This window comes from uncultured Eudoraea sp. (assembly GCF_947260015.1).
GTDB lineage: Bacteria > Bacteroidota > Bacteroidia > Flavobacteriales > Flavobacteriaceae > Eudoraea.
Genome location: NZ_CAMYOM010000025.1, coordinates 1 through 25,845, shown reverse-complemented (window position 1 = coordinate 25,845; position 25,845 = coordinate 1). Strand labels below are relative to the sequence as shown.

19 protein-coding genes and 2 tRNA genes are annotated in these 25,845 nt (G+C 38.6%); 14 read left to right on the top strand and 7 right to left on the bottom strand.

Features of this window, described 5'->3' with window-relative positions; all coding sequences use genetic code 11:
- Positions 1 to 93: 93 nt before the first annotated feature.
- The 5 genes from tsaD (at position 94) to Q0X66_RS10915 (ending at position 5,018) form a co-directional block, all read left to right on the top strand.
- Positions 94 to 1,119: a tRNA (adenosine(37)-N6)-threonylcarbamoyltransferase complex transferase subunit TsaD gene (tsaD, locus tag Q0X66_RS10935; protein WP_297706268.1), complete on the top strand. Its 1,026-nt coding sequence runs from the start codon at positions 94 to 96 to the stop codon at positions 1,117 to 1,119.
- Between the two features lie 110 nt (positions 1,120 to 1,229).
- Positions 1,230 to 1,940, top strand: coding sequence for a 16S rRNA (uracil(1498)-N(3))-methyltransferase (locus Q0X66_RS10930; protein ID WP_297706266.1), 711 nt, complete (start codon positions 1,230 to 1,232; stop codon positions 1,938 to 1,940).
- 158 nt (positions 1,941 to 2,098) lie between these two features.
- Positions 2,099 to 2,740: a DUF4159 domain-containing protein gene (locus Q0X66_RS10925; RefSeq protein WP_297706264.1), complete on the top strand. Its 642-nt coding sequence runs from the start codon at positions 2,099 to 2,101 to the stop codon at positions 2,738 to 2,740.
- A 3-nt stretch (positions 2,741 to 2,743) separates the two neighbouring features.
- Complete coding sequence (locus Q0X66_RS10920) at positions 2,744 to 3,832, top strand: AI-2E family transporter (RefSeq protein ID WP_297706262.1); 1,089 nt, start codon at positions 2,744 to 2,746, stop codon at positions 3,830 to 3,832.
- A 7-nt stretch (positions 3,833 to 3,839) separates the two neighbouring features.
- Positions 3,840 to 5,018, top strand: a complete 1,179-nt coding sequence (locus tag Q0X66_RS10915) for a class I SAM-dependent methyltransferase (protein WP_297706259.1) — start codon at positions 3,840 to 3,842, stop codon at positions 5,016 to 5,018.
- A gap of 173 nt (positions 5,019 to 5,191) precedes the next feature.
- On the opposite strand, the gene Q0X66_RS10910 is transcribed toward Q0X66_RS10915, so the two are convergent.
- Positions 5,192 to 5,836: a M15 family metallopeptidase gene (locus tag Q0X66_RS10910; RefSeq protein WP_297706257.1), complete on the bottom strand. Its 645-nt coding sequence runs from the start codon at positions 5,834 to 5,836 to the stop codon at positions 5,192 to 5,194.
- A gap of 454 nt (positions 5,837 to 6,290) precedes the next feature.
- Here Q0X66_RS10910 and Q0X66_RS10905 point away from each other — a divergent pair, with 454 nt between their 5' ends.
- Complete coding sequence (locus tag Q0X66_RS10905; RefSeq protein ID WP_297706255.1) at positions 6,291 to 7,421, top strand: glycoside hydrolase family 130 protein; 1,131 nt, start codon at positions 6,291 to 6,293, stop codon at positions 7,419 to 7,421.
- A gap of 49 nt (positions 7,422 to 7,470) precedes the next feature.
- Here the strand turns inward: Q0X66_RS10905 and Q0X66_RS10900 are convergent, their stop codons facing one another.
- Together Q0X66_RS10900 and Q0X66_RS10895 are read right to left on the bottom strand one after the other, a co-directional pair.
- The gene (locus tag Q0X66_RS10900) at positions 7,471 to 8,187 is read right to left on the bottom strand and encodes a gluconate 2-dehydrogenase subunit 3 family protein (protein ID WP_297706253.1); all 717 of its coding nucleotides are present in this window, start codon (positions 8,185 to 8,187) and stop codon (positions 7,471 to 7,473) included.
- Positions 8,188 to 8,190: 3 nt separating this feature from the next.
- Positions 8,191 to 9,909, bottom strand: coding sequence for a GMC family oxidoreductase (locus tag Q0X66_RS10895; protein WP_297706251.1), 1,719 nt, complete (start codon positions 9,907 to 9,909; stop codon positions 8,191 to 8,193).
- Between the two features lie 771 nt (positions 9,910 to 10,680).
- On the opposite strand from Q0X66_RS10895, the gene Q0X66_RS10890 reads away from it, so the two are divergent.
- The 3 genes from Q0X66_RS10890 (at position 10,681) to Q0X66_RS10880 (ending at position 19,009) form a co-directional block, all read left to right on the top strand.
- Positions 10,681 to 13,839 carry a TonB-dependent receptor gene (locus tag Q0X66_RS10890; protein WP_297706249.1) on the top strand — a complete coding sequence of 1,053 codons (3,159 nt, stop codon included), beginning with the start codon at positions 10,681 to 10,683 and terminating at the stop codon, positions 13,837 to 13,839.
- Between the two features lie 5 nt (positions 13,840 to 13,844).
- Positions 13,845 to 15,557: a RagB/SusD family nutrient uptake outer membrane protein gene (locus Q0X66_RS10885; RefSeq protein ID WP_297706247.1), complete on the top strand. Its 1,713-nt coding sequence runs from the start codon at positions 13,845 to 13,847 to the stop codon at positions 15,555 to 15,557.
- A gap of 119 nt (positions 15,558 to 15,676) precedes the next feature.
- Positions 15,677 to 19,009 (top strand): VCBS repeat-containing protein, encoded by a 3,333-nt coding sequence (locus tag Q0X66_RS10880; protein ID WP_297706245.1) that lies wholly within the window; start codon positions 15,677 to 15,679, stop codon positions 19,007 to 19,009.
- Here Q0X66_RS10880 and Q0X66_RS10875 read toward each other — a convergent pair.
- The 3 genes from Q0X66_RS10875 to Q0X66_RS10865 all read right to left on the bottom strand — a co-directional run bounded on the left by Q0X66_RS10875 (position 18,972) and on the right by Q0X66_RS10865 (position 22,181).
- A complete protein-coding gene (locus Q0X66_RS10875) occupies positions 18,972 to 21,020 on the bottom strand; it encodes a thioredoxin domain-containing protein (protein WP_297706243.1) in 2,049 nt (682 codons plus the stop codon). The two genes, Q0X66_RS10880 and Q0X66_RS10875, sit on opposite strands and share 38 nt — an antisense overlap.
- Positions 21,021 to 21,237: 217 nt before the next feature.
- Positions 21,238 to 21,435, bottom strand: coding sequence for a hypothetical protein (locus tag Q0X66_RS10870; protein WP_297706241.1), 198 nt, complete (start codon positions 21,433 to 21,435; stop codon positions 21,238 to 21,240).
- Positions 21,436 to 21,446: 11 nt separating this feature from the next.
- The gene (locus tag Q0X66_RS10865; RefSeq protein WP_297706240.1) at positions 21,447 to 22,181 is read right to left on the bottom strand and encodes a PHB depolymerase family esterase; all 735 of its coding nucleotides are present in this window, start codon (positions 22,179 to 22,181) and stop codon (positions 21,447 to 21,449) included.
- 277 nt (positions 22,182 to 22,458) lie between these two features.
- On the opposite strand from Q0X66_RS10865, the gene Q0X66_RS10860 reads away from it, so the two are divergent.
- The 3 genes from Q0X66_RS10860 to Q0X66_RS10850 all read left to right on the top strand — a co-directional run bounded on the left by Q0X66_RS10860 (position 22,459) and on the right by Q0X66_RS10850 (position 23,255).
- Positions 22,459 to 22,554 (top strand) — tRNA-Ser (locus Q0X66_RS10860).
- Between the two features lie 246 nt (positions 22,555 to 22,800).
- Positions 22,801 to 23,046 (top strand): GIY-YIG nuclease family protein, encoded by a 246-nt coding sequence (locus tag Q0X66_RS10855; RefSeq protein ID WP_297706239.1) that lies wholly within the window; start codon positions 22,801 to 22,803, stop codon positions 23,044 to 23,046.
- 134 nt (positions 23,047 to 23,180) lie between these two features.
- Positions 23,181 to 23,255 (top strand) — tRNA-Pro (locus Q0X66_RS10850).
- 234 nt (positions 23,256 to 23,489) lie between these two features.
- On the opposite strand, the gene Q0X66_RS10845 is transcribed toward Q0X66_RS10850, so the two are convergent.
- The gene (locus tag Q0X66_RS10845) at positions 23,490 to 24,176 is read right to left on the bottom strand and encodes a helix-turn-helix domain-containing protein (RefSeq protein WP_297706238.1); all 687 of its coding nucleotides are present in this window, start codon (positions 24,174 to 24,176) and stop codon (positions 23,490 to 23,492) included.
- A 281-nt stretch (positions 24,177 to 24,457) separates the two neighbouring features.
- Between Q0X66_RS10845 and Q0X66_RS10840 the strand changes: the two genes are divergently transcribed.
- Positions 24,458 to 25,228, top strand: coding sequence for a hypothetical protein (locus tag Q0X66_RS10840; RefSeq protein WP_297706236.1), 771 nt, complete (start codon positions 24,458 to 24,460; stop codon positions 25,226 to 25,228).
- A 30-nt stretch (positions 25,229 to 25,258) separates the two neighbouring features.
- Positions 25,259 to 25,845: sugar O-acetyltransferase (locus Q0X66_RS10835; protein WP_297706234.1), on the top strand; the 587-nt coding region annotated here is incomplete at its 3' end.

The window sequence follows — 25,845 nt, the reverse complement described above, 5'->3', positions numbered from 1 at the left end:
GGAAGACTAAAAGCGTTCTAACGAGTATTTTTCTCAGTTTTTTGATAGGGCTATAATGTTTTACCTTTGAGCTACCAATTTTTGTTCCAAAGCATGAGTCATAAACAAAATATTTATATTCTGGCTATAGAATCGTCTTGTGATGATACATCGGCGGCTGTTATGCACAATGACAAGACGCTTAGTAACGTGGTAGCCACGCAAAAAATTCATGAGGCATACGGAGGTGTTGTTCCGGAACTTGCATCAAGAGCACACCAGCAAAATATTGTTCCGGTAGTACACCAAGCGTTAGCCGAGGCAAATATCGACAAAAAACTAGTATCAGCCATAGCATTTACTCGCGGACCTGGACTATTAGGATCTTTATTGGTGGGGACTTCATTTGCCAAATCACTTTCATTGGGTCTCAAGGTGCCATTAATAGAGGTTAATCATATGCAGGCGCACATTTTAGCGCATTTTATAAAAGAAGAAGATAAAAAAGCGCCCCCCTTTCCATTTTTAGCTTTAACAATCAGTGGCGGACACACTCAGATAGTTTTGGTCAATAATTATTTTGATATGGAAATCCTTGGAGAAACCCTTGATGATGCCGTTGGAGAGGCATTTGATAAGAGTGCAAAAATTCTTGGCTTACTTTATCCAGGAGGACCCTTAATTGACAAGTACGCCGCAAAAGGAGATCCTACGGCTTTTCCTTTTCCAAAACCAAAAGTAAAAGACTTAAACTTTAGTTTTAGTGGTTTAAAAACCAGCATCTTATACTTTATTCAAAGAGAAACCCGTAAAAATCCAAATTTTATTGAACAGAATCTGAATGATATATGTGCCTCGATTCAAAGTACAATTATTCTTATTTTGATGGACAAACTGAAGAAAGCTTCTGCTCAAACCGGGATAAAAGAAATAGCGATAGCAGGTGGTGTTTCTGCTAATTCCGGAATAAGAAAAGCGTTACAAGAAAGCGAAGTTAAATACGGATGGAATACATATATTCCAAAATTTGAATACTGCACGGATAATGCAGCAATGATTGGTATTGTTGGCTATTTAAAGTATATTGAAGGGGATTTTAGCAATGAACGTATTGCCGCAAAGGCGAGGTATGCTATTTAATTATATCTCAATTAGAAATGGATTTTTTTAAGCAGCGAAACGGTTGTAGCTATCATTAGAATTCGTCAAAAATAAATTATCTCGCAAATAACTAATTTATCAACTTTATTATGCAACTTTTTTATAATCCCTCACTTGACAATAGCGCCAATCAATTTTCTTTTAATAAAGAAGAAAGCAAACATATTGTAAAAGTCTTGCGAAAAAAAGAAGGAGACGAATTATCTATAACTAATGGTAGGGGCGTATTATTTACCGCAAAAATTCTAGCTGCAGATATGAATATGTGCAAAGCAGCCATCATTTCAACACAAAAGCGAATCCCAAAAATGTTCCGGCTCCATCTGGCCGTAGCTCCCACTAAAAGTGCCGAGCGCTATGAATGGTTTCTTGAAAAAGCCACAGAAATTGGAGTTCATGAAATTACTCCAATCCTATGCGATCATTCTGAACGCAAAATACTTAAAATGGAGAGGCTGCAAAAAGTAGTTCAGTCAGCCATGAAACAATCACTTCGAACCTACCTGCCTAAAATAAATAATCCTGTTCCATACACGGAATTTCTCTCTCAGGACCATAAGGAACTGCTATTTATTGCCCATTGCCAAGAGGGGGAAAAACTGAATCTAAAACGTTGCATAGCCGCCGACAAGGATATAACTATATTGATTGGTCCTGAAGGAGATTTTTCTAATAAGGAAATAAAAGAGGCTTCCGAAAACAATTTTTTGCCAATTAACTTGGGTGAAGCTCGTTTAAGAACTGAAACGGCTGCGATAGTAGCTTGTACTGCAGTTGCATTTATAAATAGTGGGTCATAAACTTCAAATTATTTTTGAATAAAAAAGGCCGAGATTCAACTTTTCTAGGAAATTTGCAGACCAAAAATTCATTTCATTAACATGCAATAAATTTTTAAAATGAAACTTATTAATCGTGATTTAAGTATCTTTAGGGCAATAAGATGCGACTCTGTTTTATGAAATTACTTCCTTTAATTTTTACACTTTTGTACGTTCTTAATGTTAATTCACAGGAAATTGCAATTTTAAAATACAATGGCGGTGGAGATTGGTATTCAAATCCAACAGCCTTGCCAAACCTTATTAGATTTTGCAATGAAAATATAGATACAGAAATTGAGCAAAGACCCCAAACCGTTGAGGTGGGCAACCCGGAAATTTTTCAGTATCCCTTTTTACATATGACAGGTCATGGCAACGTTTTCTTTGCGCAGGACGAAGCTGATAATTTAAGAACCTACCTTCTTTCCGGCGGTTTTGTGCATATTGACGATAATTACGGAATGGAACCCTATTTGAGAAAAGAACTAAACAAAGTTTTTCCCGATAAAGAGCTGGTCGAGATTGGCGCAGACCATGCAATTTTTACAACACAGTATGAATTTCCTAAGGGCCTGCCTAAGATTCATGAGCACGATGGCAAAAGACCACAGGCTTTGGGTATTTTTCATGAAAACAGGTTGATCTTATTGTTTACCTATGAGTCGGACCTGGGTGATGGCTGGGAAGATCCCGAAGTGCACAATGATTCAGAGGAAGTGCGTCTTAAAGCCCTTCAGATGGGTGCTAATATTATACATTATGCATTTAAAAATTAGACTATGAATTCAAAGATGATTTCTGATGGAATATTGAGAGCCCTGGCAGTTATTACTTTGGTTTTTATTATTTGTTATTTCTTTTTTAAAATCAGTACCCTCTTGATCTATATTACCATTGCAGTAATTATCTCTCTGATTGGAAGGCCTGTGGTGGTATTCCTGAGGACGCGATTGAAGATGAGAAACACCCTGGCTGTAATAGTAACTATGGTACTTTTTTTAGGGATTGTAATCGGTGTAGTTTTAATGTTTATCCCTTTATTGATAAAACAAGGGCAGAACCTTTCCCTCCTAAATATTGATGCATTGCAACAAAATCTTGAAAACCTTTACCGGGAGGTAACCAACTATTTTGGAATTACTACCATCGATATTAAAATGCAGCTTCGTGAATCCAAGATATTTTCTAAAATCAATTTTGCTGTTATTCCGGATTTTTTGAATTCTGTAGTAAGTCTTCTAGGCAGTTTAAGTATTGGTCTGTTCTCAGTACTATTTATTGCTTTCTTTTACCTTAAGGACAGCAAACTACTACAGGAGAATTTAATGGTACTAATACCTGATGACAAGGAACCCAGGTTAAAAAAATCTATGCACACCATCAAAGTTCTCTTATCCCGATATTTTGGTGGATTGGTATTACAAATCTCAATATTATTCATCATCTACACCGCCGTTCTTTTAATCTTTGGCATCGAAAATCCTGTGGTCATTGCTTTTCTTTGTGCGCTATTAAACCTTATTCCCTATATAGGACCTGTAATTAGTGCTTTTTTAATGGCATTGTTAACCATGACCAGTAATTTAGGGGCCGATTTCAGCACGGTAATTTTACCCAAAACCATCTATGTCATGATTGGTTTTGCAATAGGGCAGTTGGTTGATAATTTTTTCTCTCAGCCATTTATTTTTTCCAATAGTGTAAAATCACACCCCCTTGAAATATTCCTTATTATTATCACTGGCGGACTCCTATTTGGAATCACAGGAATGATCATCGCCGTACCCGGTTATACGGTAATAAAAGTAATTTTGAAGGAGTTTTTTGCTGATAATAAGATCGTAAAATCTCTGACTAAAAATTTATAGTTTTACTTTGAATAAAGAGATATTAAGAACTGGTGTACAGGATTATATAAATAATAATTTGAATACTGACATCATGTCAGTATTGCTTCAAAAGAGCAATTTTGATGCAATTTCTTCAAAAGAACTGGCCCAACAAATAGAAGGTAAAAAAAAGTGCGCTGTTAAGCTTCCAACCTGGTTTGGCGCTGCAGAAATATACTATCCTTCAAAGTTAAATATTGAACAATCCTCCTCAGAAAATACAGCTCTATACAAGGCAAGTTTACTTAGTGGAAATTCTCTCCTGGATCTCACAGGAGGCTTTGGTGTGGATGGTTATTTTTTTAGCCAAAAGATACCCCAAGTTATACTATGTGAAATTAGTAGGGAATTGTCAGAAATTACCGCTCATAATTTAAACATTCTTCGGGCAAACAATATTAAAATTCTTAATGTTGATGGAATAGAATATTTAAAAAAATCTGATCAAAGTTACGATTGGATTTATATAGATCCCTCCAGAAGAGATAAAACGAAAGGCAAAGTATTTAAATTGTCGGATTGTTCGCCAGACATAACGGAGCATTTAGATCTCTTGAAAAAAAAATCGAAAGCTATCCTTCTAAAGACCTCTCCCCTATTAGATATTACCATGGGTCTCACAGAATTAAAAAATGTTGAGGAGATCCATGTAGTTGCGGTAAATAATGATGTTAAGGAACTACTATGGATCATTAAGGACAATAATCTGCCAGACCCTTTAATAAAAACTATCAATATCAAAAATACACAAGATGAGGCTTTTGAATATAAACGCTCAAATGAAAATTCAACCAAATCTGAGTTTTCCAAGCCTTTAGACTTCTTGTATGAGCCTAATGCTGCAATTCTGAAGGCTGGAGCATTTAAGACCCTTGGAAACAAATTCCATTTAAAAAAGTTGCACGAGCATACCCATTTGTACACCTCAGTAAAGGAAGTGAATTTTCCCGGGAGAGTTTTTAGAATACTTTCTACTCATCCTTACAGTAAAAAATCAATAGCTGCTCTGAACATTGAAAAAGCAAATATTACTATTCGCAACTTCCCTATAACGGTTGCAGATATCAGAAAGAAATATAAAATAACAGATGGTGGCGAGCTCTATTTATTTTTTGTCAAGGATCTCAATAATAAACTCCTGATTCTTAAATGTTCAAAAATTTAGTTGAAATACTTTTTCGTTTAAGCTTGCAAAAACAACACTGTTTTCAGGCCTGTCACCTTTATCGTCTGCTGCAAGGAAAATAATAGTTGGAGGGTTATTCTCTGCAACCTGAAGTTCATAATACTTCCACTATCCGGTTAACCACCCAAAAAAAAGACCTTTTTGAAATTTATCTAATTGCATTCCCATTTAAAATCTGCAATGCGGTCATTTGAAGCACTAGAGAGGTTATAGTGCCACCACTCCGTCCTCACCGACCAAAATCCGTATTTTTCCATAGTTTCTTTTAATACTTGCCTATTATGCAGGATTTCTTCCGGTAAATCCAGATTATCGTGATAGGCCTTTTTACCAAAGAAATCAAAGTCGGTGCCCATATCCAATTCATCTCCGCCTATAGCTACCAGGCTTATGTCTACAGCGCCTCCTTTATTATGGATAGAACCTTTTACCGGGTTTGCCACATACTGAGGATTCGGGACAATTTCCCACATTTTATATTGAACAGAATTAGGCCGGTAACAATCAAAAAACTTTATTTTATACCCCTGCTCTATAAAATCATTGTTTGCTTTAATTAAGGCTTTTGCCGTCTTTACACGGGTATAGCATTCCGCACAGTCGTATACTTTGGCTTTTAAAAAATTGTTCTCTGTGGCATATCTGAGATCATATTCAAAATCGCTGCTATAGTCGGCTAATCGAATGAATGTGGTATCTGCAAGATTCATTAAAGATTTGAGTGTATTTTTCCCTGGTGTAATTCTTAACTGTGAAAGGGTGTCTAAGACAATTACTGAATCTGATAAAGTATCCATTAATTTTTCTTTTTCCGGTTTTGGCTTACAAGTGGAAAATAGAAGTATAAAGCAAAAAAATAAAATGTGTTTCAAAAGTAATTCTTCAGATTGTATAGTTTAAAGACGAAGTTAGAGAAAAATTAAAAATACCCGGACCTCTTATAACTCATTTCTTACTTTGAATACTTTTGCTCTAATCCACACTCAGATTAAATTTATATTAGGGTTTCAAGCTTCTGAAGAATAAAAATCAGATCGACTAATGATTCAATTTAGTTCGTAATCCTTTTAAATTTTGAGGAACTCTATAGATAATACATAAGGGGTATGGTTTTTTAGAATAAATAAAGATGGTGTACCTTACGATATGAAAATAAAGTCGGACCCTGGAACTGCTTCAGGGCTTATATGGAAATTGTGGGACAATTGAAACAGCCCGGGCTGAGCAGCAATCAACAAATTATTTAAACAAATGAAAACGAGAATCCCATTATTGCTAATTTTTTGCTTTTTGACGGCTATCTCCTGCAAGGAGGATAATACAAAAACCGCCAGGGTAACGGACAGTGGGCCGGATATATGGATGCTTGGTTTCGAAAAAGCGGATAAAAATCCAATTATGACAGCCGATTCCAGTTTTGTTTTTATGGATCCGATGACAAAAGAGGAAGTACAATGGCAAAAAGCTGATGTTTTTAATCCAGGAGCCATAGTAAGAAATGATACCGTTTTTATGCTTTTCAGGGCTGAAGATAACCCTGAAGCCGTTTTGGGGGGAAGAACTTCGCGCATTGGTCTTGCATACAGTACAGATGGAATAAATTTCAGCAAATATCCGGAACCTGTTTTATATCCTCAGGAAGACGGGTTTGAGGAGTGGGATTACCCCGGCGGCATTGAAGATCCAAGAGTGGTGGAAATGCCCGACGGGAGTTATTTAATGATGTATACAAGCTGGAATAATGATGTGGCCAGATTATCTAGTGCTACGTCAAAAGACCTTAAGAAGTGGACCAAGCATGGGCCGGTATTCGAAAATTTTCAACAAGGGAAATTTAATAATATCTGGAGTAAATCTGGTTCAGTAGTTACGGAGATGAAAAATGGGCGGCTAATTGCAAAAAAAGTAAATGGTAAATTTTTAATGTATTGGGGAGAACTATTTGTCAATTTAGCTCAATCTGGTGACGGCTATGATTGGGAACCCCATTTGGACAACAAAGGTGAATTATTACATGTTTTTACTCCTTCTATTGGTGAATTTGACAGTCATTTAACTGAACCCGGACCACCTGCCCTTTATACGGAGAATGGAATACTCCTGCTTTACAATGGTAAAAACCTAAGTGGAGAAGGAGCCAGCAAAAAAGTAGCTGAAGGCACTTATTGCGGTGGTCAGGCATTGTTTGATATTAAGGACCCATCCCGGCTTATCAATAGACTTCAGGAACCATTTATATGCCCAAGCCTTCCACATGAAATAAGTGGGCAATATAAAGCGGGAACTACTTTTATTGAAGGACTAGTCTATTATAAAAGCAAATGGATACTGTACTATGGCACGGCAGACTCCATGGTGGGTGTAGCCATAAAGTCTGAATAAATAAAGTTCTATTTAAAATCCTTGTTTATTTTATAGTATAAAATTATGATTAGGTCAATAAATTTCCTTCATCATCCCATTCTGCGATAACGGCCCGCTTACTTTGATCTACACATTTGGAGAGCCATTCCTCATCATAGGATAACCCGTGCTGCTGCAGCACATCTTCCGGAACCCCATCCCAAACATTAGGCATGTTCCCTTTATATCCCAGGTCCTCAATACCGATTTTGGAAGTATAATATCCTGTAAGTGTAAGATTTCGCATTAAAGAGAAAAATTGTATTTCCAGTGGTTGCTTATCCATGGGGATTTCGGAATCATAAAACGCAATTAGATCCAGTATTTGTTTCTGTTGCTCTTCAACAACCGACTTAAATTCCGCACCAAAATCGGTATTACTTTTATGGTCGAGCCACATAAGCCCTCCCCTTAAGTTGGTTTGTAATTCAGGAATGTCTTTTGCCATAAATTCAATGAACTCAGGTACCCCGGCATCTGTGGCACCACCAAATTTGTCATTCGGAGGCATTATAAGATTACTCAATACGGCAATTGTAACTAATTCATGCTCATTAAAAAATTGCTCAGAATTTAATTTCTCGATAATCTCTTTCTCCTCGGGAGTTCTCCCAAAGTTATTTTCACCTGATTTAACTGCAGCTGTTTCCACGGCACTTTCTGCTTCGGGTTTACAACCATGAACAACCAGCCCGCCGGCAACGGTTCCAAGTAATATTGATTTAATACTCTTCCTTCTATCCATTTTTTAGATATTTTGTTGTTTTAATTGTTCTACTATATAATCCGAAGTCCGCCATGACAAAGCCAGAATGGTCCACGTACAGTTTTTGTCACCTTGGGAAACAAAAGGTCCCGCATCTGTAATAAAAACATTATTGACATCGTGCAACTGCTGAAATTTATTCACTACCGAATTTTTTGGATCATTGCCCATTCTGGTAGTTCCTACTTCATGAATAATTCTGCCAGGAGCCAGTAGACCGTAATCTTCTTCTTTTGAAGGAGTATCACCCAACACTTCTCCTCCCATATTGTGGATGAGTTCTTCAAATGTAGACTGCATATGTCTGGCTTGATTTCTTTCAAAATTTGACCATTTATAATTGAATCGAAGCACAGGGATTCCAAATTGATCTACGGTAGTCGGATCTATTTCACAATAGTTATCTTCTCTTGCAATTGCCTCGCCCCGGCCACCGAAACCGAGGACAGAACCATAATATTTTTTAACGTCCTTGCGCAGACTTTCACCATAACCTCCGGTTGTTAAACCAAAAAATTTATTGAATTCATTAGGGTTAAATCCAAAGCCATAATTAGGCATACCCATTCCTCCCCAAATTTCAATATGATAACCCCTTGGGAAATCCAAATTCTTATTATCAAGCCACCAGGGGGTATAAACATGCATTCCACCTACACCATCTTCATTATAAACTTTCCGATTCATCAGACCCGGGATAAATCCGGCCCTGCTGCTTCCGGTAGAGTCGTGAAGATATTTACCTACAATATTACTGCTGTTTCCCAGCCCGTTAGGATGTTGTTTGCTTTTTGAATTCAGAAGAATCCGTGCAGAACTGCAGGCTGATGCTGCTAAGACAACTACCTTGCCTTTTAATTTATACTCTTTCCGGTCGTCTTTACTTATATAAGAGACACCTGTAGCTTTACCTTCTTCATTGGTAGTTACTTCCCGCACCACCGAATTTACATAAAGGTCTATCTGGCCCCCACTTTTTTGAGCCGGGAAAATTAAACAGGAACCTGCAGAAAAATCGGCATATACCTGGCAAGAACGGGAACATTGGCCGCAGTAAAAGCAAACTCCCCGATCATTATTTATTTTTTTTGTTAGCATAGACATTCTCGAAGGAATAACCGGAATATTAGACTTCCGTGCTCCTTTGATATATACCAGCTCATGTAGCCTTGGTTTTGGTGGTGGCAGAAAAAATCCATCCGGATCGTTAGGCAATCCTTCATTTGTACCGAAGACACCTATAAGTTTGTCTACCTTATCGTAAAATGGTTTTACATCTTCATACCCTATTGGCCAATTGTCACCAAGACCATCCACATCTTTATGCTTAAAATCCTTAGGGCCAAAACGGAGTGATATTCTTCCCCAATGATTGGTTCTGCCTCCCAGCATATGAGACCTGAACCAGTCAAATTTTGTACCATCTTTACGTGTATAAGGTTCGCCTTCTATTTCCCAACCACCATATGCCATATCAAATTCACCAAAGGCTCTGATAGTACTTGCGCCTCTTCTCGGTGATTCATATGGCCATTTTAACTGAGTGGTTTGCTCCGGATCTGCGGGATCAAAAAAAGGACCTGCTTCAACAACGGCAATTTTCAGGCCGGCGTCTGCTAATACTTTGGCCGACATGCCTCCGCCGGCACCGGAACCAACTATTATCGCATCATACACAGATGATGATTCTTTTATTTGCATAGTGTTTATTTAACTAATTTTAAATCTTCTATTCTACTAATTACAAGCTCAAATTACATTATTTATTTAATAATGGGTATCGGTCCAGACTTATTTTATGGCTCCAAATGATATAGAGATAGCCGGAGATATGCGCAACGCACTTCTTTCGAATGCTTAGATAGCGAATTATGACGGTACCTTTTTTATCCAGCCCACGTCTTTAGATACAAGAACCCATGTAACTGCTAAAACTATAAAAATAGTAGTGGTCTGTTACACACACTTACATGCAGCTTGTCAATCAATGAAGCTGAAGAAAAATTTTGAACTTAACTGAAATGATTGCTTTATAGAATAAAAATTAATTTCTCCAACCTGCGCAAAGTAGTATTGAATTAACGCAACATAATCCGTTTTTGATTGGCAAAATAGAAGGGAATGATTGCAATTGTGCTATCCTTAATATTAAGGTAGTCTCAGAAACGAAATAAACACTACCTTTTGGCTAACCCTAAAAGGTGTTGTTTTATTAAAAAAAAGTAGTCGTCCATGATTGTTGTAAAAAACACAAAATGCTAAATTTATATATATAACAAATTCCTAATAATTCATTATTTGATTACTAATAGACAAAATATTATGATAGTTTTTTATATAATTCACTAAATTTTACTAATATTATCCCAAATTTATGATTTATTTTAACATTTATCGCAAACATTTTCGCCTTAAATGCCTGTTAACACTATGAATATCAATTAATTAAAGCTAACTAAACAACAAACGATTATGATTCAAAAATGCGATTATCATTCGTTAAAACTTAAAAGAAGGACTGTTTCGTTCGGAATTAAGTTTTTATCGATGTTGGTTTTCCTTGGAGCACAATTTGCCCATGCAAATACCAAAACGAATAATGAAGAGGTCTTAACAGTTATTTCACAAGCTACTGTTACGGGGATAGTAACAGATGACACCGGGGCACCACTTCCTGGAGCCAGCGTTGTTGAAAAAGGTACCTCAAATGGAACACAGACAGATTTTGACGGTAATTATACCCTTGAAGTTGCTGGTAGTGCTACCCTGGTAATAAGTTATATTGGTTTTGCTACACAGGAAATTGCTGTAGACAACAGAACCTCTATTAACGTTAGCATGATTGAAGATGCCAGTCAGCTTAGTGAGGTGATTGTTACAGGATATGGCACACAGACAAGAGGCGATATCTCAGGGGCGGTTTCTTCGGTAGATATTTCCGAAGCTGTAAAAGCTCCAATCGTAAATGCCGCAGAAGCATTGCAAGGTAGGGTAACTGGTGTGACGGTTATTGACGCCGGTGCTCCGGGAGCATCGCCCAAGGTAAATATTCGTGGTTTTGGTACGAGCAACAATACCAATCCATTGTATATTATCGACGGGGTTCAAACGGATAATCCTAATGTATTGAACAGTATTAACCCGGCTGATATTGAACAGATGAACGTACTAAAAGATGCTTCGGCAGCCATTTATGGCGCCAGGGCTGCTAATGGTGTTGTTATCATTACTACTAAAAGTGGTGGATACAATATGGATAAAGTTGAGCTATCAGTTGATGTATATACTGGATTTTCAAGAGCAACTAACCTCCCCGATCTGTTAAATCCACAACAGCATGCCGACATGATCTGGGCCGGGCTTGCCAATGACGGGTCTGCCTTGACGCACCCTCAATACGGAAGCGGACCAACACCTACCGTACCTTCCACATTGCAGGGGTATAGCAGGGTTGCATCCTACAATCCAATTGTACGTGCACCGGCCACTGCAAGAGTTACCCCTGGTGGAACCAATTGGTTGGAGGCTATTACACGTGATGCACCGACTACAAATGCCTCAGTATCTATTCAGAACGGAACTGAATCTGGCAAATTCTTTATGTCTGTAAATTATTTGGACAGACAAGGGGTGCAATTAAATACAGGATTTGAACAAGGTCTGACACGTTTAAATTCCGAATTCAAGATATCAGACAGGGTATTTATTGGAGAGCATTTGACCGCTTCTTTCTCAAACACCCAAAATGGCAATTCCGAGGCTTTTGAAAATGGTTTGAGAAGCAACCCTTTGATTCCTCTTTTTGACGATACCGGAGGGTTTGGAGGCTCATCCACAACACAGGGTACCGGTAATGCCAGGAATCCCCTGGCGCAATTGTCACGGGCTGCCGATGACTATAACAAGTTGTTAAGGGTTTTTGGGGATGTTTATCTTCGTGCAGAAATCGTAAACAACCTAACTTTTAAAACCACCTTTAGCGGACTCATGGAATCTTTTGATAGCAGAACTTTCCAGGCTTTGGATCCTGAACATGGTGAACCACTGGGTACCAATACCCTTACCGAGCAAAATATCGATAATTATAACTGGACCTGGACTAATACCCTTAATTACAAAAACACTTTTGGTGAGCATAATATAAACGCACTTGTTGGATTAGAATCAGTTGCAGATAACAGTAAAGGTAAAACCGTTAGTCGGAATGGATATCTTTTCGAAACGCCTGATTTCTATTTATTGAGCAATGGTTCTTCTCCTCCTACCATAGGTGAAGCCTTTGATGGTGGAAATACATTATTTTCGCTTTTCGGAACAGCCAACTGGTCCTTTCAGGGGAAATATTTTGCAACGGTTACTGTTCGTAACGATAAATCCTCTCGTTTTCTGGGCGACAATAAGAGTCAAACCTTTCCTTCCTTCAGTGGAGGTTGGGTAATTAGTAATAATGGCTGGTTCCCACAAGGTGCTACTGTAAGTAGGTTAAAGTTAAAAGCTTCCTGGGGACAATTGGGAAATCAAACTTTACCTGCCTCCAACCCAACTATCAACATTTCTAGTTTGAACGATCAGTTTGCTAATTATGCTATAAATGGTGGGACAATCTCAACAGGGGCAATATTGGACCAGGTGGGAAATCCTGATTTAAAATGGGAGACAAGTGAGTCTACCAACATTGGTTTGGAACTGGGACTTTGGGACAACAAATTTAATTTGGACCTGGACGTGTATCAGATTAAGACCAAGGATTTGATCACCCGTGATAATAGCTTAATCAGCACTACTGCTATTGATGCCCAGGCTCCCCTGGTAAATTTAGGAAATATCAAAAATACCGGTTTCGATCTGGGCATAGGATATAACAATTCCTGGGATAGCGGTTGGACTTTTGGCACCAATGTAACTATTTCACATTATAAGAATGAGGTTGAGCAGTTAATTAGTGATTTTCAAACAGGTAGAAGTGATCTAAGGGGCGGTGCCTTTACAAGAACACAAGTTGGCCAGCCCATTTCGGAATATTATGGACGGGTTGTTACTGGTTTAGATGATACCGGAAGATTTATATACCAGGACGTAGACGGTAATGGTACCATTGATGATGACGATCGTGATTATATTGGTAGCCCGCATCCGGACTTTACCTATGGTATCAATCTTACTTCAAGTTATAAAGGATTTGATATTCAATTGTTCTTTTATGGATCCCAGGGTAATGATCTCTGGAATTACAATAAAATATTTACCGATTTCCCTACTTTTGTAGGTGGAAATAGAAGTACAAGAGTTTTGAATTCATGGACTCCAACTAATACGAATACAACTTTGCCCGCTTTGAGTAATTCAATTACGAATAGTGAAACGCTACCAAACTCTTACTTTGTAGAGGATGGTTCTTTCTTCAGGCTTAAAAACTTGCAGTTTGGGTGGAGTTTGCCTTCACAAACACTGGATAAAATTGGTTTCACCTCTCTAAGGTTCTATATTCAAGCTACCAATTTGTTTACAATAACAGATTATAATGGCTTTGATCCCGAACTTATTTCCGATGACAACTTAACTTTGGGAGCTGATTATCAAGTATATCCGCCATCTCAAATATGGACTTTTGGCGTTAATCTTAAATTATAAATACTATGAAAAAGAGTTTAATTTATTACATTTTGTTTTTCACTGCGCTAGTTTCTTGTGGTGATGAATTTACTGAAGTTCCCGCGGTTGGGGCTTTAAGTGATGCTGCCCTTCAAAACGAAGCAGGTGTGGATCTATTGCTGATCGGTGCCTACTCTACTTTGGATGGCGTAAGAAATAACCTTACAGGTAATGGTTTTGCGGCTTCTGGTGACAACTGGTGGCTGGATGTATTATCTGATGATGCCCATAAGGGTAGTACAGATGGAGATCAGGCAGATCTTTTTGAAGTTGAAGTTTATAACTGGTCTACATCAAATCCATATATTCTTGGAAAATGGGAATCGTTATTTGCAGGTGTTCAAAGATCTAACGCGGTGATTAGCCTGATTGCCGGTATTGAAGGTGCCGATCTTTCAGGTAAATTGGCGGAAGCCAGGTTTTTAAGAGGGCATTTTAATTTTGAATTACAAAGAATGTGGGGGAATGTACCATATATTAGTGAAGAGAATTTTGCTGCCGTAGAATTTAACCAGCCAAATCCGGGTCCTATTTGGGATCAGATAGAAGCTGACTTTGAATTTGCTATTGCAAACCTTCCTACAACGCAATCTGATGTTGGAAGACCAACTCAATGGACTGCCAAGGCCTATCTGGGTAAAGTTCATCTTCAGCAAACCGAATGGGCTACTGCTCTTACATATCTTAAGGACGTAATTGACAATGGGCCATTTGCACTTATTGGCGAATATGTCGATAATTTCCGTCTTGCGGCGGAAAACAGTGTAGAGTCTCTTTTAGCCATTCAGTTTACAGCCGATGACGCACTGTCTTTTAACGGGAACGATGGAGGAACTTTGAACCACCCTAATGGAGGACCTTACGGGTCATGTTGTGGATTTTACGTGCCAACCCAGGATTTGGTAAATGCATTTCAAACTGATGGTGCTGGTTTACCTTTGCTGGACACCTTTAACCAAACCGACGTTACAAATGATGCTGGTGTTAATTCAGCCGGTACTGAAAACGATGATACGGGTGGTGATACATGGACCCCGCATACAGGGCCGTTAGATCCAAGACTGGACTTTACGGTTGGGCGAAGAGGTATAGATTATAACGGTTATGAAGTACATCCTGGAAAAGATTGGATCCGTGCAGGATTTAGTGATATTTCAGGACCCTACCTCCCGAAGAAAAACGTTTACCATAACGGAGAAACTGCTAACCAGGGAACTGGTGATTGGGGTCAGCAACGCTCTGGAATAAACTATCACATTATGAGATTTTCAGATGTGTTATTAATGGCTGCCGAAGCGGCGGTAGAAACAGGTGATGTTGCTTCTGCCTTAACCTGGGTTAACGAAGTAAGGAACAGGGCAAAAAACATGACCTATGTTAAGGATGAATCAGGTGCTGATGCAGCTAACTATCAGATAGAACCATATCCTTCTTTCCCTGACCAGGCTTACGCAAGAAAGGCTGTGCGTTTTGAGCGACGTTTGGAGCTTGGAATGGAAGGTGGTCGTTTGTTTGATCTCCGAAGGTGGGGCAATAGTGTTACTGTGATTAATGAATATGTCGCTAATGAAACCCGAACTATTGAAAACTTTGGTCCGAAGGTGCTTCCTTATACAGCCACAAATGATCTTTTGCCTATACCTTTAGGAGCAATAGATTTAAGTGGAAATATTTTACAACAAAATCCAGGATACTAGTATATTAGTTTTAACAATTATTTTAGCAGGGCATTGAAAACCAATGCCCTGCTTTTTTTATTTTTTTTAATATTAAAATTAGCCAAATACCTATCTTTACTTTTATTTAAATTTTTAGTATGAAGTGGGTCTTTCTAATGGGTATAAGCTCAATTTTTGTCTTTTCCTGTACAAAACAACAAGAGCCGGAAAAAAGAATATTCAATCAACTGGATAAGGAAAAAACCGGAATTTCATTTTCCAATGTCCTTGTCGAAAACGACTCCCTTAATTATTTCTCCTATGCATATTTATATATGGGTGGCGGCGTTTCTGCCGGTGATATAAATAATGATGGCCTGACTGACCTTTTTTTTACAGGTAACATGGTTTCCAATAAACTCTATTTAAACAAGGGCAATCTGCAGTTCGAGGACATAACTGATAAAGCCGGGATAAGTGGTGATTCCCGATGGTATACAGGGGTTACGATGGCCGACGTTAACAATGATGGTTTTCTTGATATTTATTGTTCGGTTGGCGGAAAATTTGGTACTAAGGAAAATCAGCTCTATATCAACAATGGTGACAATACTTTTACTGAAAAAGCCACATCTTATGGCCTGGCCGATATTGGGAATAGTGTGCAGGCCACTTTTTTTGATTATGACAGGGATGGGGATTTGGATATGTATTTAGCCAATTACCCCCCTACCCCCTTTAATGCCCCTAATAGTTTCTATGCCTTTAAAAAAGGTTCCCCGAAGGAAATTGAAACTGATAAACTATATAGAAACGACGGCAAAGCATTTACAGACGTATCTAAAGAGGCCGGTTTGGCAAGTTTTGGCCTTACCTTAAGTGCAACCGTAGGTGATTTAAATAGTGACGGCTGGCCAGATATTTATGTTTCTAACGACTTCAGTACGCCGGATTATTTATTTATCAATAATAAAAACGGAACTTTTAGTGATCAACTTAAAAATCTGACTAAAAACACCTCTTTTTACGGAATGGGTGTTGATATTGCCGATTTTAACAATGATCAATTATTGGATATAATGCAGGTGGATATGACTCCTAAAGATAACCGCAGGGCTAAAGCCAATATGGCAAGTATGAATCCAGATTTATTTTGGAGCACGGTAAATTCTGGTTTTCACTATCAATACATGCAGAACAGCTTGCAGATGAACAATGGAATGTTGCACGATTCACTTCCCGATTTCAGCAATGTGTCCAGACTAGCCGGAATATCCTCAACAGATTGGAGCTGGGGGCCACTTATTGTGGATTTGGATAATGATGGTTGGAAGGATATTTATATCTCCAACGGCACCCGAAGGGAAATTAACAATAGAGATTATTTTTTGGCATTGAAAAACACTAAAGGCCCTCAAGGAAGTACGCTTGAAAGAAGCCTGGCCATACCATCTGAAAAAATAGATAATTTTGCCTTTAAAAACAACGGAGATCTCACCTTTACTGAAATGAATAAGGCCTGGGGCATCAGTTATAAGGGATTCTCTAATGGCGGCCTCTACGTGGATTTGGATAATGATGGGGATTTGGAAATTGTTACCAATAATATAGATGATGAAGCCGCTGTATTTGAGAATACCAGTTCAACCCAAAACAACCATCTCACCCTTAAATTTCAAGGAACGGATAAAAACCCATTTGGTATAGGGGTGAAGGCTACAATCAATTCCGGTGAAAATAAACAGTATGGTGAAATGACACTCACCCGGGGATTCCAATCCTCCGTTGCCCCGCAAATGCATTTTGGATTAGGTAAGGTGAATACCGTTAAAACGGTCTTTATAGAATGGCCCGATGGAAAAACACAATTGCTAAATGATATTACTGCAAACCAATTTCTTACCTTAAATTATAAAGATGCTGTGGATAGTGAGCAGTTGCCAAAAGATCCTCCGGAAAAACTTTTTATGACCGAAAAAGACTCCACGATAATAGTGCAACACAAACATATTGAAAATTACTATAATGATTTTGCCAAGGAAATTCTGTTGCCCCATCAAACATCCACCTTTGGCCCGAGCCTGGCGGTTGGAGATTTAAATGGGGATCAGATGGAGGATTTTATTATAGGAGGCGCCTCCCAGTCTGAGGCAGGAATCTATCTTCAAACTAAAAATGGATTCACAAAGCAGAATATAGATCCTATTGCGAGGGATAAGGAATTAGAAGATATGGGCGTCCTTATTTTTGATGCGGATAGTGACGGAGACAACGATATCTATATGGTAAGTGGTGGTAATGAGTTTGATTATAATTCCATAAACTTACAGGATCGTTTTTACGTAAATAACGGACATGGGAAATTTACAAAATCGACTACTGCATTACCGCCAATGATTACAAGTGGTTCGCGCGTTCATAGTTTTGACTATGACAAAGACGGGGATCTGGATTTGTTTGTAGGAGGCCGCCTGGTCCCGGGGAATTATCCATTACCTGCTAAGAGCTACTTGTTGGAAAACATAAGTACCAAAGGAATTCCGAAGTTTGCAGATGCAACTCATAAAGTTGCCCCCTCATTGGAAAAATTGGGTATGGTAACCGATGCCAGCTGGACAGATTATGACAATGATGGATGGACAGATTTAATAGTGGTGGGTGAATGGATGCCAATTACCGTTTTCAAGAATATAGGAGGTCAATTTAAAAACATTACTGAACAATTGGATTTGGATGATACTAACGGATGGTGGTTCAGCATTAAACAAGGCGATTTTGACAAGGACGGCGATATGGATCTGCTAGTTGGGAACCTGGGCCTTAATTATAAGTATAAAGCCAGTAATGAAGAAACCTTCGACATATATTTTAATGATTTTGATAATAACAATAAAAATGATATTGTTCTCAGCTATTTTAATGGTGGTAAGAAATATCCTCTTAGAGGAAGGGAGTGTTCCTCGCAACAGATGCCAGGAATAAAGAAAAAATTTAAGGACTATAACTCATTTTCTACTGCCACTTTGGAAGATGTTTATACGGATGAATATCTGGAAAAATCCCTGCATTATGAAATCAAATCCTTTGCGAGTGTTTATATTGAAAATAGAGACGGCGCCTTTATACTCCATCAACTACCCAATATTGCACAGATTTCGAGCATAAACCAAATCATTGTTCAGGATTTTGATGGGGATTCCAATCTCGATGCTATCATTGCCGGCAACTTATTCAGGTCCGAAGTTGAAACTCCCAGAAATGATGCAGGTACCGGACTTTTCCTAAAAGGGGACGGTAAAGGTAACTTTGAGGCACTAGGCTCCTCTGATAGCGGTTTTTTTGCTACCGGGGACGTCAAGGATATGGTTCCCATTATCATTGACGGAAAGGAATATATTCTTGTAGGCAAAAACTCCGACTATTTGCAGTTCATTGAACTAAACAATAAAGAGGCTAAAAATTCTGCAATTGCGCTAAGGCATCCTTTATAGTGGTAACCGGAAACTTACAGGCACTATCCTGGCAAACATAAACAAAGGTTTCACCTTCAACATACCTGTTTTTAAACAAAGGTAAATTGCTTTCAGATGCACTACCTACTATCAGAAGATTAGGAATGTACATCCCATTTAATTCCTGGATAAGGCTGCTTGCATTTTCACCTACTATGGCAATCTCAAAATAGGAATAGGCAACCTTTAAAAACAAACTATTCCACACAGAATAGCTATCAGCATTGTCCCTCAACAATGGAACCATTGAAGATAGCATGGTTTTAGCCCTGTTTATGGCTTTAACGTCATAACTAATATGACCCAGCGTAAATAGATTATCAGCCATTATTGCATTTGGTGAAGGTAATACACCATCATCGGTTTTTATGATTTTGGTAATAAGCTCATCGCCTTTATTATAGAGGAACATTCCGGAAGAAGGGTCATTAAATTCGGTTTCAACCTTTTGATTCAGTACCTGCGCAAATCTTAAATACTTTGATTTCATGGTTATACCATAAAGTTTTAGTGTGGCACTTGTTAGAAAGGCATAGTCCTCAAGAAAACCCTCCATTGCTTTGCCCCCTTTTTTATAGGAATGGACGAGTTGATTTTTATTGTAGCTATTCTCCGATATAAATTCATAAATTCCTTCAGCCCTATTTAGAAATTCCTTATTTCCAAAAGAAGTGTAAGCATCAACAAAACCTGAAATTAATAAGGCATTCCAGGATGTTATAATCTTATCGTCTGTATTGGGACGTATCCTTTTTTGCCTGGTTTTAAGTAGAACCCTGTTCCAATCGGTTTTCTTTTGTTCAAGATCTGGTATAGAAACTTTGTTTTTTTCCTTAAAATCCTGGTCATCCATAGATTTGAAAAGCACGTAGTTACCATTTTCCCATACATCAGAAGGATTCAGCTGAAAATAAGACGAAAACAGCTCGTATTCCCCCTTGAGTGCCGATTTGAGTTCCTCTTGGTTCCACACGTAATATTTACCTTCTTCACCTTCACTATCAGCGTCCAGAGCAGCATAATATCCACCTTCCGGATTTTTCATTTCACGTTCCAAAAAAGCAATGGTACCCATTACAATATCTTTGTAGATGGGTTCTCTGAATACCTTATAGGCCTTGGAATACAAACTGATTAATTGGGCATTATCATATAACATTTTTTCAAAATGTGGTACTTTCCACCGACTGTCTGTACTATACCTGAAAAAGCCTCCTCCAATATGATCATAGATGCCTCCCAGAGCCATTTTGTCAATGGTATTTTTCACGTGGGCCAAGACAGAATCATTTGCAGTCAGGAGGGCGTAATCTAGTTGAAAGCTAAGGTTTGCAGGCAACATAAATTTTTGAGTGCCCAGATTTCCTCCCCATTCCAAATCCCAATAGGGCCTCCAGTTTTCTACACTTTCACCAATAACCCCGGAATTCAGGTTTTCGAAATCATCATTGGGTTTAATAATATTAACTTCAGCAATCCCATTGGCAACCATATCGGCATATTCGTTTGCCTTTTCAGGATCTTCTTTATATTTATTACTTACCTCCGTTAATACCTGGTACCATTGCTCCTTAGTGTGGTAAGTTCCTCCATAAATAGGTTTTCCATTAGGCAGGATAATAACATTCAGTGGCCATCCACCGCTTCCTTTTAACAACTGTAAGGCTGTCATATATATATGATCCACATCTGGTCGTTCTTCTCGATCAACCTTAATATTGACAAAGTTTTCGTTCATCATTTTTGCAATAGCCTCGTCCTCGAAAGTCTCTTCTTCCATCACATGGCACCAGTGACAGGAAGAATATCCGATACTAACCAAAACAAGTTTATTGCTCTCCCTGGCCTCCTCAAGAGCTTCCTGGCTCCAGGGTCTCCAATCTACCGGATTATGAGCATGCTGCAATAAATAAGGACTTGTTTCATTTATCAGGGCATTAGTGTATTTATATCCTGTTAGTTCCTTCTGCTCCTGCTTACAGGAAAACATTACTAAAAAGGATACCAATAAACAGGAAAGGAAAATATATCTAATTAGACGATCGGTTAACATAGCCATATAAACTAAAATAGAGGGCTAAAGTACTATAATTTAAAACATTTAGATGTTAATAAAATAATAGATTCGAGCCCAAAACAGCATAAATCCTACCACATAAACTTAACTAATAGGTAACAGGAAAAGGAGCTGGAAACACCTTTTATTATTAATACTCACTGGGATTTTTATTTTCCCCAAATGGATGCTTTACTTTCCTTTGGTCTCTTATAGCCAATGCATAACCTACAAAGTGCTTAATCGTAAACTGACACAGAATACCCACTAAAACACCTTTGGTAATTTTTACAACTCCTTTGAATTCCTGAAGGCTCATCGCCGTCCCCATTCCGAACATGATTAGCATTAATAGAAGAACTAATCTATTGTCCGTTTTTGCCTAATAAACCATTCATACAATTCTTCGGTATTGTACGCCTTCACCCATGCATCATGCCCTACTCCATCATATTTAGTGAATGTCACATCATAGCCCATTTCCTCTAACTTGTTTACCATATTCTGTGATTCGGAAATTGGTATGGATTTATCCTCAGTTCCATGAAAAACCCATATGGGCATTTCTTTATCAATCCAGGATGCATAAGGTACCGGGGTCATTCCGCATACCACGGCGAGGGCGGCAAACTTATTTGGATATTGTACGGCGAGTTCCCATGCTGCAGCTCCGCCCCTACTCAAACCAGTTAGATAAATTCTGTCTATATCTACCCTATTTGTCTCTATTATGGTATCCAATAATTGCATCACCGCCCTCGTATTCCACCATTTGCGTTTATGTCGGTTTTGAGGAGCCAGTACTAAAAAAGGAAATTCTTTCCCTTCGGATAATAATTTAGGCGGGCCATTTGTTTTAAGTTCTTCCAAATCCCCTCCAGATTCTCCTCCCCCATGTAAAAATAAAAGCAGTGGGAATTGTTTGTCCTTTTCTACCTCATAATCCTGTGGATAATATAAGTAGTATTTCATTTTTTCAACTGAAACGGTTTCCGTTTCATCTGCAATCAATTGGGATTGCGCAGAACAGGACTGTATAGAAAGCAGATATACAATAATTGTTGCTTGTTTGATAAAAGAATAGATTCTTTCCATTTTAAGTATTGTTATTCAATTCAAGGTTTCATTTCAAAAAATAGCTAAACTAATAAATGGTCAATTGAAATTATATGAATTCCTGAATTTAGTTAAATTTATTTGTTCTGAAGCGGATTCAAAACCAGGTGTTCATCTTTTTGAATTTATAATAAATTAAGAAAGTTTGAAATGTGTATTTAATCGTTTAAAAATTCAATAAAAAAGTTGCGTTCCAGGATATGAAGAATTACATTTGCATCCGCATTTTACAATGCATGTTCATTTAAAAAATACAGGAGAGGTGCCGGAGTGGGTGCCGGAGTGGTAACGGAGCAGATTGCTAATCTGTCGACGCGCAAGTGTCGCCTGGGTTCGAGTCCCAGTCTCTCCGCTTTTGCCAGCCTTTTTCCGCGATGGGCGGAACCGGCAGGCTGCAGCGGACTAGTCCGCTATAGGTTCACAATGGTACGACAGTTGCAATTTTGAAATTGAAAGTTTGAGAATTACACCACGCAGGGTGTACCACGCTAGAGCGTGGCAGGTCTAGCCCGGCTTGTAACGCAAGGCGTTAATATCGCGTCCCGCTGGCAGCGGGAAGGTCGTCACGCCAAGGCGTGACCACCCAAAAAGAGTTTAGATGTTCGTTTATATTTTATATAGCGAGAAACGTTCAAGATATTACGTAGGTCAGACTGCAGATATCAATAAAAGATTGAAAAGACACAATGAAGGACTTGTACCTTCAACCAAGGGAGGTATCCCCTGGAAGTTAGTTTTGCAAATACCAGTAGCCAACAGATCAGAGGCTATTCAACTGGAAAAGCGTATTAAAAAACGCGGAGCAAAACGATTTATAGATGACCATCGGGGTCTACCACGCTAAAGCGTGGCAGGTCTCACCCGGTTATAAAGTCCTGCTGGGAGCAGGAGGTCGTCACGCCAAGGCGTGACCACCCCAACTAGAGAAAATTATGTTTGTATATTCTCTTTAGTGAAAAACGATTTATAGATGACCATCGGGGTGTAGCGTAGCCCGGTTATCGCGCCTGCTTTGGGAGCAGGAGGTCGCAGGTTCGAATCCTGCCACCCCGACTGAATATTTTTAAACCCTGATAATCAATTGATTATCAGGGTTTTATGTTTTTAAAAACACTGCCAAAACGAGCCAAATCGGTACAAATTTGATAACGAAGGTGTCCTAATAGGTGTCCTGTTTTTATGGTATACTCAGGTAGTTCCAGTAAACAAAGAATTTTAGCATAGAGGTTCGTCGAGGAACCCGGATTCGAACCTTGAAGGTAATTTTCGAAGCAATCTATGATAATTTCACTCTAATCGATTTCTGTACTCGGTTGGCGTAGTACCCAAAACCTTTTTCACATACCGCGTGAAAAACGACCGACTTGAAAACATCATTTTATCGGCAATTTCTGCAATGTTCAGATTTTTGTTCTGCAAAAAAAGTATGATACGCTCCTTTGTGTATCGTTGGATCCATTCAGATGCGGAAACACCTGAGTTCTGCTTGCAAACAAAATTTAAATATTTAGGGGTCACACTAAGTGCATTGGCATAGTACCGAACTTCCCTTTCGGCCATACAATGCTCTTGTACCAAATGAACGAAGCGCTCGTACAATGACCCACTTTGCAAGGTGCGTTTTCTGCGCTCGTATTCGTTCGCAAATGTGTGCCACATCTCAAGAATGAACAGCCGCATTTGAAGTTTCAATACCTCTTCATAAAAACGATGTTCCCTATCTTGGAATTTATCGTGCAACATTCGAAAATTTGATAATACCCTTTGCCTGTCATTCTTTTCATTCAACTGTTTGATAGGATATTGACGGGAATGTAAAATGGCATCTATACTCCAGCTTTGATCAGGGATATTATCGTATAAAAAATGCTTCTCCACCAGCAAAACCGTTGCCTTAAAGGCCCTGGAGAATATCAAATCTTTCAATTGACTTTCGGCAAACCAAAACAAAAATTCATTGCCTTTGCATTTCATCTTTACGCTGTTGAACAAAAAAGAAATGGTTCCTTGATGGCAGAACAAATGTGTATGGTAATTTGTATTGAAATCTATTGGAAATCCTGTTTCCTTCGATAATTCCAAAAGCACAATGCGCGGTTTATTCTGACCTGGATCCTTCAATTCAACTATTGTTTCTACTAAAATAAGTAATATATGACATTATGTGCGTAATTGGTGTAACAAATATGACTAAGGTGTTATATAGTTTTGTGTTGTAAAAAACTGAACTATTAATCAAAATCAATTCTGGTACTATGAAAAATCTGATGGTACTTCTACTTATTTCTCTATATATTTTTAACGCAAGGGCGCAAGAAGAAACTGAATCGTTCCTAGATGATTTTAGAGGAACAGCTAGCGTTACCAACAACGGATTTTCGTTAGTGCCCTCTTTTTCTTTAGGAGATCCGGCCCTTTTATTTGACTTAAAATTTACCAAGAGAAAATTAAGTTTTGAACCCGATATGCGCTTTGCGTTGGAAGGCAAGCCTTGGTCTTTTATTTTCTGGTTACGGTATAAGGCAATAGAAAATAAACGGTTTTCGTTGCGTCTTGGGGCGCACCCTGCCCTGACCTTTAGAACGGTCAATGTTTTTAGAGACGGTCAGCCCGAGGAGCTTTTGGAGTCACGGCGGTACCTTGCCGCCGAGGTGGCACCAACCTATAAGATATCGGATAAAGTGGGTCTTGGGGTTTACTATCTTTATGGCCGTGGATTTGATGAAGGGGTAAAAAATACCCACTTTATGGTATTGAATTCATACTTCAACAACCTGTATATTTCAGAAAAGTTGTATTTTAATATATCCCCCCAAGCCTATTATTTGCTTTCGGATGATTTAAAAGGTATTTATATTGTGGGCTTTGTTTCCTTGATAAAAAAAGATTTCCCAATTTCTGTTTCGGCTATCCTCAATAAGGCTATTGATACAGAGATACTACCAGAAGATGATTTTACATGGAATATTTCCCTGGTGTATAGCTTTGGTGGGGCCAACAGGCGTATGTCGAACCGAAAAATATGACGGTAATTGTAAATACCATAATTTGTAAAAATGCGTAAATCAGAACACCAAAATAAAAAAACAGGTTCGCCTCTAGCTCATAAAGATATTTTTGAGCGGTTAAAGAAAGGGGAGACCATTCCGCCCAACGACTCTCAAGCCTATAGAATGCGTGAGGCCTCGTACAGCACAAAAAAATTACTGGTGCAGATGAACAACGCTGCAGATCCAAAAGAAATCAGGGATTTGCTTAGCCAAATTACAGGGAGTGAAATTGACGAAAGCGTTGCTGTTTTTACGCCTTTGTATATCAATTACGGCAAGCATACAAAAATCGGCAAAAACGTATTCATCAACTTCGATTGTACTTTTTTGGATTTGGGTGGAATAACCATTGAAGATGGGGTACTGATAGCGCCCAAGGTCAGCTTGCTGTCCGAAGGACACCCTCTTTCCCCCGATAAAAGACATTCGTTGGTTCCGAAGCCCATCCACATTAAAAGGAATGCATGGATCGGTGCCAATGCTACCATTTTGCATGGCGTAACGATAGGCGAAAACTCGGTAGTTGCCGCAGGTTCGGTCGTTTCTAAAGACGTACCCGACAATGTTGTTGTAGGAGGTATTCCTGCAAAAAT

Bases quoted from the DNA above. Each gene is read 5' to 3' on its own strand.
- tsaD (WP_297706268.1), top strand. From the start codon at position 94: ATGAGTCATAAACAAAATATTTATATTCTGGCTATAGAATCGTCTTGT.
- Q0X66_RS10930 (WP_297706266.1), top strand. From the start codon at position 1,230: ATGCAACTTTTTTATAATCCCTCACTTGACAATAGCGCCAATCAATTT.
- Q0X66_RS10925 (WP_297706264.1), top strand. From the start codon at position 2,099: ATGAAATTACTTCCTTTAATTTTTACACTTTTGTACGTTCTTAATGTT.
- Q0X66_RS10920 (WP_297706262.1), top strand. From the start codon at position 2,744: ATGAATTCAAAGATGATTTCTGATGGAATATTGAGAGCCCTGGCAGTT.
- Q0X66_RS10910 (WP_297706257.1), bottom strand. From the start codon at position 5,836: ATGGATACTTTATCAGATTCAGTAATTGTCTTAGACACCCTTTCACAG.
- Q0X66_RS10905 (WP_297706255.1), top strand. From the start codon at position 6,291: ATGAAAACGAGAATCCCATTATTGCTAATTTTTTGCTTTTTGACGGCT.
- Q0X66_RS10900 (WP_297706253.1), bottom strand. From the start codon at position 8,187: ATGGATAGAAGGAAGAGTATTAAATCAATATTACTTGGAACCGTTGCC.
- Q0X66_RS10895 (WP_297706251.1), bottom strand. From the start codon at position 9,909: ATGCAAATAAAAGAATCATCATCTGTGTATGATGCGATAATAGTTGGT.
- Q0X66_RS10890 (WP_297706249.1), top strand. From the start codon at position 10,681: ATGATTCAAAAATGCGATTATCATTCGTTAAAACTTAAAAGAAGGACT.
- Q0X66_RS10885 (WP_297706247.1), top strand. From the start codon at position 13,845: ATGAAAAAGAGTTTAATTTATTACATTTTGTTTTTCACTGCGCTAGTT.
- Q0X66_RS10880 (WP_297706245.1), top strand. From the start codon at position 15,677: ATGAAGTGGGTCTTTCTAATGGGTATAAGCTCAATTTTTGTCTTTTCC.
- Q0X66_RS10875 (WP_297706243.1), bottom strand. From the start codon at position 21,020: ATGTTTTCCTGTAAGCAGGAGCAGAAGGAACTAACAGGATATAAATAC.
- Q0X66_RS10870 (WP_297706241.1), bottom strand. From the start codon at position 21,435: ATGCTAATCATGTTCGGAATGGGGACGGCGATGAGCCTTCAGGAATTC.
- Q0X66_RS10865 (WP_297706240.1), bottom strand. From the start codon at position 22,181: ATGGAAAGAATCTATTCTTTTATCAAACAAGCAACAATTATTGTATAT.
- Q0X66_RS10855 (WP_297706239.1), top strand. From the start codon at position 22,801: ATGTTCGTTTATATTTTATATAGCGAGAAACGTTCAAGATATTACGTA.
- Q0X66_RS10845 (WP_297706238.1), bottom strand. From the start codon at position 24,176: ATGAAATGCAAAGGCAATGAATTTTTGTTTTGGTTTGCCGAAAGTCAA.
- Q0X66_RS10840 (WP_297706236.1), top strand. From the start codon at position 24,458: ATGAAAAATCTGATGGTACTTCTACTTATTTCTCTATATATTTTTAAC.